Raw genomic sequence first — 13,938 nt, forward strand, 5'->3', positions numbered from 1 at the left:
GATCAGCCTTCCGGTGTGAGGTCGACGTCGGCCGGCAGCCCGAAGGTGTGCCGGAGGGCGCTCTTGGCGGCGTGCCAGCCGGCCATGCCGTGCACGCCGGGGCCCGGGGCGGAGGCCTCCGAGCACAGGTACATGCCGCCGCCCATCCGCCACGGGTCGCTGGACAGGACCGGCCGCTTGACGAGCTGCCAGAAGCTCGCGGCCCCGGCGGCGATGTCGCCGCCGACGTAGTTCGGGTTGTACTCGCCCATCTGCACCGCGGTGCGGGCGCTCGACGACAGGATCGTGTCGCGGAACCCCGGGGCGAAGCGCTCGATCTGCCGCGTGACCACCTCGGTCGGGTCGACGTCGGAGCCGGCCGGGACGTGCGCGTAGGCCCAGAAGACGTGCTTCCCCCTCGGAGCGCGGCTCGGGTCGACGACGGTCGGTTCCGCACCGAGCACGTACGGACGCTCGGCGTGCCGTCCGTGCGCCACCGCGTGCTCGGCGGCGGCGATCTCCTGGCGGGTGCCGCCGATGTGCACGGTGCCGGCACGGCGCAGGTCCTCGTTCGTCCACGGCACGGCGTCGGACAGCGCGAAGTCGACCTTCGCCGCCGCGTTGCCGAACCGGAAGCGACGCAGCGCCCCGCGCTTCGGCGTCGGGATCTGCTTGCCCGCGATCCGGAGCATGCCCGGCACGCTCGTGTCGAACAGCACCGCCTTCGCCGGGGTGAGGTCGCCGAGCGTCCGGACCTCGTGCCCGGTGACGATGCGGCCGCCGTGCGCGACGAGGTCCGCGGCGAGCGCGTCGACGATCGCCTGGCTGCCGCCGATCGGCACCGGCCAGCCGCGAGCGTGCGCGTACGAGCCGAGCGACAGCGCCGCCGCCGCGGTGGACAGCGACGGCAGGTGCTGGATGGAGTGTGCCGCGACGCCGGAGACCATCGCGGGTGCCGCGTCCCCGCGGAACCGCACGTTCCAGGCGGCGGTGCCCTGCTCGAGCGCCCGGAGTCCGAAGCGCGCGACGGTGAGCGGGTGGCGGGGCACGTGCAGGAGCGCGTCGGTCGCGAAGTCGGCGACCTGGTCGGCGTTCCGGGCGAGCGGCCCCATCAGGTGCCGGAAGGCGGCGCCGTCGACGCCGAGCCCGTCCGCCGTGCGGTCGATGTCCCGGTACGCGATCCCCGCGCGGCCGCCGTCGAGCGGGTGGCCGTACTGCACCTCGGGCAGGCGGAGCTCGATGCGGTCCTCCATCCGGAACAGCCGGAAGAACTCGGACTGCAGCGCCATCGGGTGCACCGCGGAGCAGACGTCGTGCAGGAACCCGGGCAGCGTGAGCTCCGCCGTGCGGGCGCCGCCGCCGATCGTGTCGTTCCGCTCGACGACCTCGACGGACAACCCGGCCCGAGCCAGGGTCACCGCCGCCGCGAGTCCGTTCGGTCCTGCCCCGACGACCACCGCATCAACCATGGGTCCGAGCCTAGGACCCGGGGCGGCACGTGGTGCGGTTCAGGGTCGCGCGACGTCCGCGTCGGCGGGGTCCGAGCCGTCCTCGTCGCCGTCGGCGTCGTCGGGCTCGTCCACGTCGACCGGCGTGCCCGGGCCGATCGGGTGCTCGGCGACGAGCGCGGCGAAGTCCTCGTCGAGCATCTGCCGCAGCCGGTCGTCGCGGCCGATCTCGTAGTCGTCCGCCGGGCGTTGCGCCCAGCCGAGCCGCCCGACCACCGTGGTGCCGATGTCGTCCCAGGCACGGGCGCGGGCGGCGAGGACGATGCCGTCGACGAAGTGCTGGTCGTCGCGACGCCGGTCGAGCATCGTCGCGAGCTGTTCGTAGGTCGCCTCGCGCGTGCGGAGCTTCAGGTCGTCGCCCCGGCGGTAGTCGTGCTGGTGCCGCGACCGGCCCTTCGTCTTGCTCGACGTCTGTCGGATCGCGCGCATGCGGGCGGCGTCGCCGCGCTGTTCCTCGGCCATCCGGTGGAGTTCCTCGCGCGCGGCCTCGGCGATGAGCGCGTGGTCGAAGTAGCCCTGGTCGCGCAGGGCGTTGGTGATGATGCGGTTCCCCACGGCGATCGTGACGGCGGCCTTCGCGATGAGGAAGCCCTCGTCGACGGCCCGCTTCAGCTCGACCTGGCTGACGGGTCGATCGCGCACGTCGTGGTTGCGTCGTCCGAACAAGGCCATGCTCCGACGATACCGGCGGAACACGTCCGTCCGTCCGAGGGAGGACCCGGGGTCACGCCGTGGACGGACGACGCCCGGGTGCGGCCGCTCGTAGCGTGGACGGCATGGTCACCTCCACGCAGTCCCTCCGCACCGGCCTCGGCACCGGCCTCGGCACCGCGAGCCTCGTCCTCGGGATCTGCTCGCTGCTGGCGGGCTGGACCTTCGTCGCCCCCGTGGTCGGGCTCTGCCTCGGCATCGCGTCGCGCGGCCGCGAGCCGTACGCCCGCGGTCGCGCCGGCTGGGGCATCCTGCTCAACCTCGTCGCACTGGCCGTCTGGGTCCTGGTGGGCGTGTTCCTGGTGGCGGGCGGGGCGGTCGCCGCCTGGCACGGCCTGACCCAGGGCCGCTGACCACCGGGACCACCGAGACCACCGAGACCACCGAGACCACCACGGTGCCGCGCCCCGGTCAGAGGAGCAGGCCGTGCACGGCGACGTCGACCCGCTCCGGGCCGAGCGGCAGCGCGCGGCGCAGGGTCCCCTCATGGGTGAAGCCGAGCCGTTCGGCCAGCCCCCGGCTCCGCGCGTTGTCGACGGCCGTGCGGATCTCGAGCCGGGCGACCCCCCGGACCCGCGCGACGTCGACCAGGACGGTCGCGGCGCGGCGCACGAGTCCCCGGCCCTCGGCGGCAGCGTCGACCCAGTAGCCGAGCGATGCCTGCCCGAGGTACGGGTCGAACGCGAGCGAGGCCGCACCGACGATGCGGTCGTCCTGTCGGATGACGCACGGCAGCGCCCGGTCCATCGCGAACTGCGCGAGCAGCTGTTCGGTCTGCAGGGCCGAGCGCTCGCGGGTCTGCGGCCCCCACGCCCAGGGCTCGGCCGCCCGGAGCCGGTCCAGGTTCGCCAGCACGAGCTCGAGCACCGGGTCGACGGTCGTCAGGTCGCGCAGGGTCAGCGTGGCGCCGCCGCCCAGGTCGCGTCCGAAAGCCGTCACCGGTCCGACACTATGCACACCCGGCGGTCACCGTCGCGGGCGGTCCCGTTACAGTCGGGCCATGCACGACTCCGCGTCCTCGTCCGAGCCGGGCCTGCGCGACCGCAAGCGGCGGGCGACCCGCCGCCGCATCGCCGAGGCCGCGCGGTCCCTCGCACTCGAGCAGGACGTCGACCGGACCACCATCGAGCAGATCGCCGCGCGGGCGGACGTCTCGCCGCGCACGTTCTTCAACTACTTCGCGAGCAAGGAGGACGCGGTCCTCGGGCACACCGAGCTCGACCTGGCACCCGAGACGCTCGACGCGCACCTGACGGCGGTGGCGGGGGAGCCCGCTGCGCAGGCCGTCGTCGACCTGGCGTTCCTGGTCTTCGGCGACTCGTTCGGTGACGAGCACGAGCGGACCGCCCGCAAGGAGGTCATCGTGCGCTTCCCCCAGCTCATGCACCGCCAGGTCGCCCGGATGACGGCGGTCGCCGAGGCGATGACCGGTGCGGTGCGCGCGGTCCTCGAGCGGGACCCGGCCTGGGGACCCGAGGCGGCGACCCCGCAGGCGGCTGAGATGCTCCTCGGCATGTGCATGACGGGCCTGCGGAGCTCCGCCCGGCACGAGGGCTCCGACCCGGACGACGTCCGGGCCGCGGTGGTCGCCTCGATCCGCGACACGGCTGCCCGGATCGCGGCCGGCTGACGCGACCACCGGCCGGACGGGAGGCCCGTCGCGGCGCCGCCACGGGCCTCCCGTCCGCCGGGTGGTGAGCAGGAACGGTCGGGTGCCGCACGGGGACCCGACCGTTCCTGCTCACGATGCGAGCGCGCGACGCGCTGCGCGCGTCAGGGCTCCGCGATGAAGCCCTCGTCGACCATCCAGTCGAAGGCGACGTCGGCCGGCTCGCGGCCCTCGACGTCGACCTGACGGTTGAGCTCCTGGAGCACCGCGTCGGTGAGCTTCGGCGAGATCTGGTCGTAGATCCCCTCGAGCTGCGGGTACTCCTGCAGCGTCTCCGAGTCGATGACGGGCGCGACGTTGTACGCCGGGAAGAACCCCTCGTCGTCCTCGAGCACCGTCAGGCCGAGCGACTTGATGCGGCCGTCGGTGGTGAAGACCTCGCCGAAGTTGCACTTGCCGCGGTCGGTCGCGGTGTAGACCGTGCCGGTGTCGAGGATGCTGACGTTGCTGCTCGGGATCCCGTTGTCGCCCGAGCCACCGAGCTCCAGGCCGTACTTCTCGAGCATCGGCTTGAAGCCGTCGGCACGCGAGTTGAACTCCGACTCGACGCAGAACGTCCGCTGGTCGACCGGCAGCTCGGTGATGTCGGAGAGCGTCTCGATGTTCCCGAGCTCCTCGACGGCCTCGTCGCGCACCGCGAACGCGTACGTGTTGTTCATCGGTGCCGGCTCGAGCCAGGTCAGCCCGTTGCCGGCGTCCTCGTCCTTGACCGCCGTCCACTGCTCGGTCTTGTCCGGGATCCCCTCGGCGTGGCCCATGAAGGTCAGCCAGGCGGTGCCGGTGTACTCGTACGTGAAGTCGGCGGCGTGCGACGTCATCAGCTCGCGGACCGCGACGCTGCCCGGCACGTTCGTCTCGTCGGTGACGTCGAACCCGGCGGCCTTCGCGGCGAGCACGGCGATCTTGCCGAGCACGAGCTGCTCGGTGAAGTTCTTCGACGTGACCGTGAGGTGAGCGCCCTCGGGCAGGTCGTCGATGCGCTCGATCGAACCGGGGTCCGCGGCGGGCACGAACGACGTCGCGGGCTGGAGCCCGCAGCCGGTGAGGACGAGCGCGGTGGTCCCGGCGAGCAGGACGGCGGCACCGCGACGGGTACGGCGGTTCATCGGAGGCCCTTCGGTCGTGCGACGGTCTCGACCACGCGGCCGAGCCAGTCGATGGTGAGCGCGAGGAGTGCCACGAGCAGCGCCCCGGAGACGAGCACCTTCGGCAGGAACAGCGTCACGCCGGTGGTGATGAGGAGGCCGAGGCCGCCCGCTCCGACGAACGTCGCCAGGCTCGCGGTGCCGACGAGCAGGACGAGCGCGGTGCGGATGCCGGAGAGCATGACGGGCACGGCGAGTGGCAGCTCGACCTTCACGAGCACGCTGAACGCGCTCATGCCCATGCCCCGCCCGGCCTCGACGAGCCGCGTGTCGACGCTCTGCACGCCGATCATGGTGTTCCGCAGCACCGGCAGGATCGCGTACACGACGAGCGCCACGACGGCGGACCACGAGTTCAGGCCGAGCCAGGCGGCGAGCAGCACGATGAGGCCGACGGCCGGCGCGGCCTGGCCGAAGTTCGCGACCGCGATGACCGCCGGGCTGATCCGGCGGAGCGGACCGCGGGTCAGCACGATCCCGAGCGGGATCCCGATGACGAGGACCAGGACGGTCGCCTGCAGCGTCAGCACGAGGTGCTGACCGGTCAGGTCGAGGATGCTCGCCGGGTTGAGCGTGCCGCGCTCCGTCGCCGTGAGGTCGGCCGTGGTGAGCCAGACCACGAAGGCCGCGAGCACGACGAGGATCGCGATCGGCTGGACGAGCAGGCCCTTCCAGGACGTGCTCGCCCCGGTCGCGGGGCCGGCGGCGACCGCGCTCACAGGTCCTCCCCGGAGGCGGCCACCGTCGGCGCGGCCGGCGCCGACGGCAGGGTCTCGATCGGGTTCGTGTTCGTGCCGACCGGCGCGTACTGCTGGTTCTCGGCCGCCTCGGCGCGGGAGCGCGTGATGGCGTCCATGACGACCTCGACGGTGATCACGCCGCGGAACGCCTCGCCCCGGCCGGTGACCAGGGCGGCGCCGGCGCTCGAGACGAGCATGGTGTCGAGGGCGTCGTTGAGCGTCGAGGCTTCGCCGACGATCGGCAGGTCGGGGTCGATGCCCTCGGGGATGCGCTCCAGGCGCTCGAGCTGGCGGCGGGACGGCCACCCGATCGGGCGCTGACGGCGGTCCACGACCACCGCGTGCCCGTGGCCACCGGCCTCCTGCATGCGCTGCAGGACCGCCTTGGCCTCTTCCCCGGGCGAGCAGGTGACGGCGGGGACGACCTCGACGTCGCGCACGCGGTTCAGCGTGAGCTGCTTGAGCCCGGCGCCGGAACCGATGAAGTTCTCGACGAACTCGTTCGCCGGCTCGGCCAGGATCCGCTCCGGGGTGTCGTACTGCACGATGTGCGCGCCCTCGGTGAAGATGACGATCCAGTCGCCGAGCTTCACGGCCTCGTCGAAGTCGTGGCTGACGATGACGATCGTCTTGTGCAGCTCTTCCTGGATGCGGAGCAGCTCGTCCTGCAGGCGCTGGCGGGTGATCGGGTCGACCGCGCCGAAGGGCTCGTCCATGAGCAGGACGGGCGGGTCGGCGGCGAGCGCACGGGCCACGCCGACGCGCTGCTGCTGGCCGCCGGAGAGCTCGCGGGGGAACCGGTCGCGGTACGTGTCCGGGTCGAGCGAGACGAGGTCGAGGAGTTCGTCGACGCGCGCGGCGATCTTCTCCTTCGACCAGCCGAGCATCTTCGGCACGATCGCGATGTTCGCCGCGACCGTCATGTGCGGGAACAGGCCGCCGGCCTGGATCACGTAGCCCATGCGGCGACGGAGTTCGTCGCCGTCGATGCCGGTGACGTCGTCGTCGCCGACGACGATGCGCCCCTCGGTCGGCTCGATGAGCCGGTTGATCATCTTGAGGGTCGTCGTCTTGCCGCAGCCGGACGGGCCGACGAGCATGACGATCTTGCCGGCCGGGATCTCGAGCGTGATGCCGTCGACCGCGGGCTTCTGCTGGCCCGGGTAGCGCTTCGTGACCTCGTCGAGCAGGATGCTGCGGCCGGTGACGTCGCCGTCGGGTGCGGTGGTGGTGGCGGAGTCAGTGCTGGACACGGATACCTCTCGAGATGGTCAGGCGGCCGAGGCCGATGAGGAGCAGGTCGAGGACGAAGGCGATCAGGACGACGCCGACCACCCCGACGACCACGGAGTACAGGGCGTTCGCGCCGCCGAGGCGCGAGAGTCCGGAGAAGATGAAGCCGCCGAGCCCGGGGCCGAGCGCGTAGGCGGCGATCGCGGCGATGCCCATCACCATCTGCGCGGACACGCGGACGCCGCTCAGGATGATCGGCCACGCCATCGGCAGTTCGACCTGCACGAGCGTGCGGAACCGGCTCATGCCGATCCCCCGTGCCGACTCGACGACCGTCGGCGGGATCTCGGCGAGCCCGACGACCGCGTTGCGCAGGATCGGCAGGGCGGCGAAGAACACCACGGTGACGACCGACGGCAGGACGCCGAAGCCGAGCGGCACGATGAGCAGACCGATGACGGCGAACGACGGCAGGGTCAGGCCGATGGCCGACACCCCGTTCGCGATCCCGGTCAGCCGGGGGCTGCGGTAGACGAGTGTGGCGAGCACCACGGCGATGACCGTGGCGAGCACCGTGCACTGGACCACCAGTGAGAAGTGCTGCCACGACGAGAACCAGATCTGGCTCCATCGCTCCACGACGTACTGGAACACGGGTGGGTGCTCCCCTTCCGGTCGGCCGAACTGCCCACGGATCGGGGCACGAACCCGGCCGAGGCTACGCAGCCGAGCAGGCGCTTGTACAACCGGGATCGGCGGATCCGCGCGGATCCTGCACGATCACCCAGACAGGAACCCCCGGTCAGGAGGGGTGGGTCGGCGTCACCCTGGGAGAACGGTAACGATCGTGAGGCGGCGTCGGCTACGCGTGCAGCTCGCGGAGGCCGGCGCGCTCGGCGATGTCGGCGAGGTGGTCGCGCCAGGCGGCCCACTCCTCGGTCGTCTTCTCGGCCAGGTTGCCGTCCCCGTCGCCGGCCAGGCCGTCGAGCATCTCGCGCACGATGTCCGCGTGCCCCGCGTGCCGGGCGGTCTCGTACGCCATGTGCACGAGGATCCGGTGCAGCGTGACCTCGCGGTGCTCCTCGGGCCACCACGGGACCGTGCCGCGGGCGTCGAGGTCGAGCGCGTCGATGGTCGCGTCGGCGTGCGCTGCGCTGCGGTGGTGGAAGGCGACGACGTCGTCGAGGGTCTCGTCGGCCGCGGCGTACATGTCCGAGCCGTCGGTGGCGTCGAGCCACGCAGGGGCGTCCGGCAGCGGCCGCCCGAAGACCGCGCCGAAGTACCCGGCCTGCACCCCCGCGACGTGCTTCACCAGGCCGAGCACGTTCGTGCCGGTCGGCGTCACCGGCCACCGCGCCTGCCGCTCGGCCAGGCCGTCGAGCTTCGCGAGCAGGGCGGCGCGGTGCTTCTGCAGGTAGCGGTGCAGCGTCTGCTTGACGGCCGCGGCGTCGGGGTGCGGCGTCGAGCCCTCGTCCGACAGCGCCGCGTTGCCGCTCGACGCCGGCCCGTCGGCCGTGGCGGGGTGGACCTCGGGGACGGCGTCGGCGCTGCTCATGCCCTCGATCGTGCCACCTGTCCGTCGCGCAGGCGCGTCGACTCCTGCACGGCCACGCGTTCCGCGGTGAGCAGGAGCCCCGCCACGTCGGTCGAGGTCCGCGTGGACGCGTCGTTCCAGCTCGTCAGGTCCCGCACGCGGCCCATCCGGACGTCGGGCGCCGGGCACCACAGGACCGGGGTGCCCTCGTCCGCCGCGAGCGCGTGCCAGACGAGGTCGAGCGCGTGCTGCACCCGCGGGGAGTGCACGGCGTGCGGCCCGCCGGCGGCGGACACGACGGCCCCGACCAGGCAGGCGCCGACGAGCGGACGGCCCTGCACGTCGAGCGCGGCGGCGCTGGTCGCGGTGCGGGTCCGGCCGCGTTCGTCGACGTAGGTGAACCAGGCGTGCTGGATCCAGCCGCGCTCGACGACGCCACGCGCCTCGGAGAGCAGGTGGCCGAGCTCACCGAGCTCGCGGATGCGGTCGTCGACCCGGCGGGCGCGTGCCGCGGCACGGCGGTCGCCCCAGCGGTCGAGGACACCGCGGAGACCGGTGCGGACGGGTCGGGTGGGGGCGGGAGAGGCGTCGGTGGCGACGTCGTGCTGGACGCGGAACTCGAGGCTCATGGTGGCCCCTCCGATCGGCTGTGCACGGATGGTGAGGAGACGATAGCCCCGCGGAGAGGCAGCCGTCCAGCACTTCGTCGGTGCCCGTCGCCCGCGAACTGGGGCCGGTGCGGGGCCGTGGTCCCTGCGTATCCTCGAAGGAGCGGTGACGCGGGTGTGACCCTGGGGGGACCCGCGTCGCTGGGCGCTCGGGACGCGTTCGGCCTGGTGCCCTACGGTTCCCGCATGGACGGATGGCGGAACCCCGCGCGCTGGGCCCGGACCGGGCGGTGGCTGCTGCTGCCGATCGCGGTGCTCGACTGGGTGGCGCTCGCCCCGCAGACGGTCGTCGTGCTCGCGTTCCTGCTCGCCGTCGTCGGGATCGCCGGGATGGCGGCCGCACTCGTCGTCGCCCTGCTCCGGCGGGGTCGCGGTGCGACGGCGGCGGTCGGTGTCGTGATGCTGCTCGGCGGTCTCGTCGTGTTCGGGCTCGACCCGTTCCCGGGGTCGTTCCCGCTCGTCGACCCGTGGTGGCCCGAGGCGATCACCCAGCCGCAGCGCGTCGGCAGCGCCTACTGGCAGCTCGCCGGGCTCGGCGTCTGGTTGTCCGGGCTGGCCGCGCTCGCGACGCTGCTCGTGGTCTCGCTGACGGGCGCCCCGCGGGGGCGGGAGCTCCCGCCGCGCCGCTGAGCGTCGCGCGACGGGTGCAGTACCGTCCCGTCGGCCTCGGCGTCAGCGCCGGGTGAGGACCACGAGCGTGACGTCGTGCGCCGGTTCGCCGGCGGGCAGCAGGGCACGGACGTGGTCGACGACCGCGGTACCGTCCGGCGCGGACCGGACGAGGTCGGCGAGGGCGTCCAGGTGGCCGATGCCGTCGAGTCCGAGGACACCGGGCGTGCAGATCGCGAGCCGGTCGCCGGGACCGAGGTCGAGCGCCCCGGACGACCGCGGGACGGCGTCGGGCTGCAGGCCCATCGGCAGGTCGAGCGAGTGCAGCACCCGGCTGCTGCCGTCGGCGCGGACGAGCACCGCGAGACCGTGCCCGGCGTCCGCGAAGTCGGCGTGACCCGACGTCGTGTCGAGCCGCAGGTGGAAGAGCGAGCCGACGGCACCGCCGGTCGACAGGTCGGGGGTGACCTGTGCCTCCAGTCCGGCGACCGCGTCGGACAGGGCGGTGTCCGTGCGGGCGACCGCGGCACCGCGCACCGCGGCTGCGAGCAGCCCGGCGGCGCGTCCCGGGGCGGCGACGCGTCCGACCGTGACGTGCAGGACGTCGTCGGCGGCAAGGCGCCAGTCGGCCACGTCGCCGCCGCCGTCCTCGCGCTGCGTCACCAGGGTGGCCAGGTCGTGGCCGGGCACGACGACCGGCTCCGGCACGAGCCCGTCGAGCACCCGACGCACCCGGCCGCGGTCGATCGCCTGGCCGAGCTCGCGTTCCGCCCACCGGGCGAGGTCGCGGAGCAGGGCGAGGTCCTCGTCGGAGAACGTCCGCGGGGCCGCGTCCATGATGCAGAGGGTGCCGACCCGGGTGCCGTCGAGCATGGACAGGGGCGCGCCCGCGTAGAAGCGGATGCCCTCGTCCGTGACGGCGGGCATGTGGCGGAACCGCTCGTCGAGGACGGTGTCCGGCACGACGAGCGGTTCGGGCGTGAGCACCGTCGTCGCGCAGAACACCCACTCGGCCGGGACGCTCTGCCCCTGGTTCCAGCCCTGGGTGGACTGTGCGGTGACGAGTCCGTCGTGGACCAGGTTGAGGAAGCTCAGCGGCACGCCGAAGGCCTCCTGCGTCATCCGCGTGATCCGGTCGAAGCGTTCCTCCGGACCGCTGCCGAGGACGCCGAGCGCCTCGACGACGGCGGCTCGGCGCGCTGCGGACTCCAGGTCGGTCATGCCCCCTGTCTACCCGCACCGTCCGTCAGGAACCAGTCCCGCGGGTGGGGGTCGGCGGTGAGTTCGCGACGCCCGGACACGGGGGCCGCCCACCGTGCGGCGTTCGACAGCACCCGACGGATGTCCGGGTGGTGGTACACCGGGTACTCCTGGTCGCCGGGCGAGAAGTAGAACACCCGGCCGAGGCCGCGTCGGTACGCGACACCGGAACGGAAGACCTCGCCGCCGGCGAACGTCGACAGGAAGACCTCTTCGTCGGGACGGGGGACGTCGAAGTACTCGCCGTACATCTCCTGGCGGTCGATGACGATCGGGTGCGGGACGCCCGCGGCGATCGGGTGCTCGGGCGCGATCGTCCAGACGAGTTCGCGCTCGCCGTCGTTGCGCCACTTCAGCGAGCAGGTCGTGCCCATCAGGCGCTTGAACGGCTTGGAGTAGTGGCCCGAGTGCAGCACGACGAGGCCCATGCCCGCGTGCACCGCGTCGACGACCAGGTCGACCACGGCGTCGCTCACCTCGTCGTGGGCGACGTGCCCCCACCAGAACAGCACGTCGGTGGCGGCGAGGCGCTCGGCGGTGATGCCGTGGTCGGGCTCCTGCAGGGTCGCGGTCGAGACGTCGGCGTGCGGCAGGTGCTCGCGCAGGCCGTCGGCGACGACGGTGTGGATGCCGTGCGGGTAGTGCTCGACGACCGTCGCGTCACCGCGGGTCTCGTGCACGTTCTCGTTCCAGACGACGATGTGCAGGTCACGGGGTTCGGTCGGCGTCGACATGCCGCCACGCTACTGGACACCGTCGTCCACGGTCCGGTGATCGACCCTGGCGTTTCCTGATCGTTTCGCCTACCTTGTGAGCACGAACGCGCAGAGCGGCGGTGCCAGGGGCGCCGGACGACCGCCAGCGCCGAGGACAGGGGTCCGCTCGATGCTGCACCGCACCATCCTCACCGTCGCCGCCGCGACCGTGATCGCTCTCGCCGTCCCGACCACCGCGGCGGCCTCGCCCGGTGGTCACGCGTCCACCTCGACCGTGCGGTACACGGCGAGCGACGCGGTCATCGCGAACCCGTCCCGCGGGTTCGACCACACCACCGAGACCCACTACCGCGCCGACGGCTCCGGGTACACGCCGCTCGACGCGACCACCCTGGCCGGGTACCGCGACGAGGGCGTGACGCAGATCGTCCGCGTCTTCTACATGGAGGCCTTCGTCGACCAGCGGCACCTGAGCCGTGCCTGGCTCCGGCTCGTGCAGCACGACTACGACACCGCGCGGGACGCCGGCATCGGGGTCATCACCCGGTTCGCGTACGTGCAGGGCGGCGACTACCCGTACACGGCACCGTACGGCGACGCCGACCTGCCGACCGTGCTCGCCCACATCGAGCAGCTCACCCCGACGCTCCGCCGGAACGCCGACGTCATCCCGACCCTGCAGCAGGGCTTCATCGGCCTCTGGGGCGAGGGCTACTACACGGACCACTTCGCCAGCGACCCGGCGAACCCGGGCGTCCTGACCGAGGCGGACGAGGCCGCGCGTCGTCAGGTGGTCCGCGCCGAGCTCCGGGCGCTGCCGTCCTCGCGTTCGATCCAGGTCCGCACGATGCAGATGAAGCAGGACGCCCTGCGCACGCCGTCCGGCACCGCCGGGGCGCTCACCCCCGCGCAGGCGCACGACGGGTCGGCAGCGGCACGGATCGGGCACCACAACGACTGCTTCCTGGCGTCCCCCGACGACTTCGGCACGTTCCTGAGCGACCCGCTGTCGCTCGACCAGGACTACCTGGCCGCCGAGTCGCGGTACGTCCCCGTCGGCGGGGAGACCTGCGCCGTGAACGCTCCGCGCTCGGAGTACCCGTCGGCGTCGGCCGAGATGGCCCGGTACCACTACAGCTACCTCAACCTCGACTACAACCGGGACGTCCTCGCGACCTGGGGCGCCGAGGGCATGCGCGACGCCGCGAAGAAGCTCGGCTACCGGTTCACGATGACCTCGAGCACCGTCACGTCCGGGCGCTCCGCCGCGGTGTCCGTCACCGTGCGGAACGACGGCTGGGCGGCGCCGTACAACACGCGTCCGGTCGACCTCGTCCTGACCGACGGCCGTCGCACCGTGACCGTGCCGACCCGCGCCGACGCCCGCGACTGGCAGCCCGGGCGGTCCGTGACCGTCTCCGCGTCGCTGCGCGGGGTCCCGCGGGGCACCTGGCACGTCGCGCTGGCCCTGCCGGCACCCGAACGGACGATCGCCGACGACCCGGCGTTCGCCATCCGCACCGCGAACGTCGGCACGTGGGACGCCCGCACCGGTGTGAACCGGCTCGGGCAGACGGTCACCGTCCGGCGCTGACGCCGGTTCCCCAGGCGGGGTGCGGAACGATGACGGGCATGACGCCTCGATCCCTGTTCCGCGCCCTCGCCGTCGCGGAACTCGTGACCTGGACCCTGCTGCTCGTCGGCATGCTCATGAAGTACGCGTTCGGACTCGGTGACCTGCCCGTCCGCATCGGCGGGAGCGTGCACGGGTTCGTCTTCCTGGCCTACCTCGTCGTGACGACGGTGGTCGCGGTGAACCAGCGCTGGTCGGTCGGCACCCTCGTGCTCGGCTGGGCGAGCGCCGTCGTGCCGTACACGACCGTCCCGTTCGAGGTCGCGGTCGCCCGGCGCGGCTTGCTCGAGGGGCCCTGGCGCCGCTCGCCCGACGCACGGTCGGGGGCCTGGGACCGCCTGCTGTTCGTCGTGGTGCGGCACCCGTGGGTCGCCGCGGGCGTCGGCGTCGTCGCGGTCGCCCTGGTCTTCGCGGCGCTGCTCGCCGTCGGGCCGCCGGTCCCGCGGGGCTGACGCGCGCGGCGCCGCGCCGCTGAGTGAGCAGAAGACGTCGGGTCCGCGGTCGGGACCCGACGTCTTTGCTCACTCGACGCG

The 13,938-nt window shown here is 73.1% G+C and carries 16 protein-coding genes; 5 read left to right on the top strand and 11 right to left on the bottom strand.

The window, feature by feature from the left end; genetic code table 11:
• Positions 1 to 2: 2 nt before the first annotated feature.
• A complete protein-coding gene (locus DEI99_RS16455; protein WP_071259182.1) occupies positions 3 to 1,448 on the bottom strand; it encodes a phytoene desaturase family protein in 1,446 nt (481 codons plus the stop codon).
• Between the two features lie 39 nt (positions 1,449 to 1,487).
• Positions 1,488 to 2,159 (bottom strand): hypothetical protein, encoded by a 672-nt coding sequence (locus tag DEI99_RS16460; RefSeq protein WP_111040378.1) that lies wholly within the window; start codon positions 2,157 to 2,159, stop codon positions 1,488 to 1,490.
• A 104-nt stretch (positions 2,160 to 2,263) separates the two neighbouring features.
• Between DEI99_RS16460 and DEI99_RS16465 the strand changes: the two genes are divergently transcribed.
• Positions 2,264 to 2,551 carry a hypothetical protein gene (locus DEI99_RS16465; protein ID WP_111040482.1) on the top strand — a complete coding sequence of 96 codons (288 nt, stop codon included), beginning with the start codon at positions 2,264 to 2,266 and terminating at the stop codon, positions 2,549 to 2,551.
• Between the two features lie 58 nt (positions 2,552 to 2,609).
• Here DEI99_RS16465 and DEI99_RS16470 read toward each other — a convergent pair whose 3' ends face one another.
• Positions 2,610 to 3,137 (bottom strand): GNAT family N-acetyltransferase, encoded by a 528-nt coding sequence (locus DEI99_RS16470; RefSeq protein ID WP_181434297.1) that lies wholly within the window; start codon positions 3,135 to 3,137, stop codon positions 2,610 to 2,612.
• Between the two features lie 61 nt (positions 3,138 to 3,198).
• On the opposite strand from DEI99_RS16470, the gene DEI99_RS16475 reads away from it, so the two are divergent.
• Complete coding sequence (locus DEI99_RS16475) at positions 3,199 to 3,828, top strand: TetR/AcrR family transcriptional regulator (RefSeq protein ID WP_111040380.1); 630 nt, start codon at positions 3,199 to 3,201, stop codon at positions 3,826 to 3,828.
• A 143-nt stretch (positions 3,829 to 3,971) separates the two neighbouring features.
• Here DEI99_RS16475 and DEI99_RS16480 read toward each other — a convergent pair whose 3' ends face one another.
• The 6 genes from DEI99_RS16480 to DEI99_RS16505 form a co-directional block, all read right to left on the bottom strand.
• Positions 3,972 to 4,973 (bottom strand): glycine betaine ABC transporter substrate-binding protein, encoded by a 1,002-nt coding sequence (locus DEI99_RS16480; RefSeq protein WP_111040381.1) that lies wholly within the window; start codon positions 4,971 to 4,973, stop codon positions 3,972 to 3,974.
• Entirely contained in the window at positions 4,970 to 5,731 is a 762-nt protein-coding gene (locus tag DEI99_RS16485; RefSeq protein WP_111040382.1) for an ABC transporter permease, read from the bottom strand. The genes DEI99_RS16480 and DEI99_RS16485 overlap by 4 nt, the downstream gene beginning before the upstream one ends.
• The gene (locus tag DEI99_RS16490) at positions 5,728 to 7,005 is read right to left on the bottom strand and encodes an ATP-binding cassette domain-containing protein (protein ID WP_111040383.1); all 1,278 of its coding nucleotides are present in this window, start codon (positions 7,003 to 7,005) and stop codon (positions 5,728 to 5,730) included. The genes DEI99_RS16485 and DEI99_RS16490 overlap by 4 nt, the downstream gene beginning before the upstream one ends.
• Positions 6,992 to 7,639 (bottom strand): ABC transporter permease, encoded by a 648-nt coding sequence (locus DEI99_RS16495; RefSeq protein WP_111040384.1) that lies wholly within the window; start codon positions 7,637 to 7,639, stop codon positions 6,992 to 6,994. Before DEI99_RS16495 ends, DEI99_RS16490 begins: the two co-directional genes overlap by 14 nt.
• Positions 7,640 to 7,847: 208 nt before the next feature.
• The gene (locus DEI99_RS16500; protein ID WP_111040385.1) at positions 7,848 to 8,540 is read right to left on the bottom strand and encodes a DinB family protein; all 693 of its coding nucleotides are present in this window, start codon (positions 8,538 to 8,540) and stop codon (positions 7,848 to 7,850) included.
• Positions 8,537 to 9,148, bottom strand: coding sequence for a DUF6197 family protein (locus tag DEI99_RS16505; protein WP_111040386.1), 612 nt, complete (start codon positions 9,146 to 9,148; stop codon positions 8,537 to 8,539). Before DEI99_RS16505 ends, DEI99_RS16500 begins: the two co-directional genes overlap by 4 nt.
• Before the next feature lie 225 nt (positions 9,149 to 9,373).
• Between DEI99_RS16505 and DEI99_RS16510 the strand changes: the two genes are divergently transcribed.
• Positions 9,374 to 9,817 carry a hypothetical protein gene (locus tag DEI99_RS16510; RefSeq protein WP_071297523.1) on the top strand — a complete coding sequence of 148 codons (444 nt, stop codon included), beginning with the start codon at positions 9,374 to 9,376 and terminating at the stop codon, positions 9,815 to 9,817.
• A 42-nt stretch (positions 9,818 to 9,859) separates the two neighbouring features.
• On the opposite strand, the gene DEI99_RS16515 is transcribed toward DEI99_RS16510, so the two are convergent.
• The gene (locus tag DEI99_RS16515; RefSeq protein WP_111040388.1) at positions 9,860 to 11,017 is read right to left on the bottom strand and encodes a GAF domain-containing protein; all 1,158 of its coding nucleotides are present in this window, start codon (positions 11,015 to 11,017) and stop codon (positions 9,860 to 9,862) included.
• Positions 11,014 to 11,790, bottom strand: coding sequence for a ThuA domain-containing protein (locus DEI99_RS16520; RefSeq protein WP_181434298.1), 777 nt, complete (start codon positions 11,788 to 11,790; stop codon positions 11,014 to 11,016). The genes DEI99_RS16515 and DEI99_RS16520 overlap by 4 nt, the downstream gene beginning before the upstream one ends.
• Before the next feature lie 151 nt (positions 11,791 to 11,941).
• Between DEI99_RS16520 and DEI99_RS16525 the strand changes: the two genes are divergently transcribed.
• Positions 11,942 to 13,366, top strand: coding sequence for a DUF4832 domain-containing protein (locus DEI99_RS16525; RefSeq protein ID WP_111040389.1), 1,425 nt, complete (start codon positions 11,942 to 11,944; stop codon positions 13,364 to 13,366).
• A gap of 38 nt (positions 13,367 to 13,404) precedes the next feature.
• Entirely contained in the window at positions 13,405 to 13,857 is a 453-nt protein-coding gene (locus DEI99_RS16530; RefSeq protein WP_111040390.1) for a DUF3817 domain-containing protein, read from the top strand.
• Positions 13,858 to 13,938 lie beyond the last annotated feature (81 nt).

The organism is Curtobacterium sp. MCLR17_036 (assembly GCF_003234445.2).
Taxonomy (GTDB): Bacteria; Actinomycetota; Actinomycetes; order Actinomycetales; family Microbacteriaceae; genus Curtobacterium.

Excerpts from the sequence above, each read along its gene's own strand:
- DEI99_RS16460 (WP_111040378.1), bottom strand. The coding sequence starts at position 2,159 with ATGGCCTTGTTCGGACGACGCAACCACGACGTGCGCGATCGACCCGTC.
- DEI99_RS16505 (WP_111040386.1), bottom strand. The coding sequence starts at position 9,148 with ATGAGCCTCGAGTTCCGCGTCCAGCACGACGTCGCCACCGACGCCTCT.
- DEI99_RS16455 (WP_071259182.1), bottom strand. The coding sequence starts at position 1,448 with ATGGTTGATGCGGTGGTCGTCGGGGCAGGACCGAACGGACTCGCGGCG.
- DEI99_RS16515 (WP_111040388.1), bottom strand. The coding sequence starts at position 11,017 with ATGACCGACCTGGAGTCCGCAGCGCGCCGAGCCGCCGTCGTCGAGGCG.
- DEI99_RS16475 (WP_111040380.1), top strand. The coding sequence starts at position 3,199 with ATGCACGACTCCGCGTCCTCGTCCGAGCCGGGCCTGCGCGACCGCAAG.
- DEI99_RS16525 (WP_111040389.1), top strand. The coding sequence starts at position 11,942 with ATGCTGCACCGCACCATCCTCACCGTCGCCGCCGCGACCGTGATCGCT.
- DEI99_RS16520 (WP_181434298.1), bottom strand. The coding sequence starts at position 11,790 with ATGTCGACGCCGACCGAACCCCGTGACCTGCACATCGTCGTCTGGAAC.
- DEI99_RS16465 (WP_111040482.1), top strand. The coding sequence starts at position 2,264 with ATGGTCACCTCCACGCAGTCCCTCCGCACCGGCCTCGGCACCGGCCTC.
- DEI99_RS16510 (WP_071297523.1), top strand. The coding sequence starts at position 9,374 with ATGGACGGATGGCGGAACCCCGCGCGCTGGGCCCGGACCGGGCGGTGG.
- DEI99_RS16530 (WP_111040390.1), top strand. The coding sequence starts at position 13,405 with ATGACGCCTCGATCCCTGTTCCGCGCCCTCGCCGTCGCGGAACTCGTG.
- DEI99_RS16500 (WP_111040385.1), bottom strand. The coding sequence starts at position 8,540 with ATGAGCAGCGCCGACGCCGTCCCCGAGGTCCACCCCGCCACGGCCGAC.
- DEI99_RS16480 (WP_111040381.1), bottom strand. The coding sequence starts at position 4,973 with ATGAACCGCCGTACCCGTCGCGGTGCCGCCGTCCTGCTCGCCGGGACC.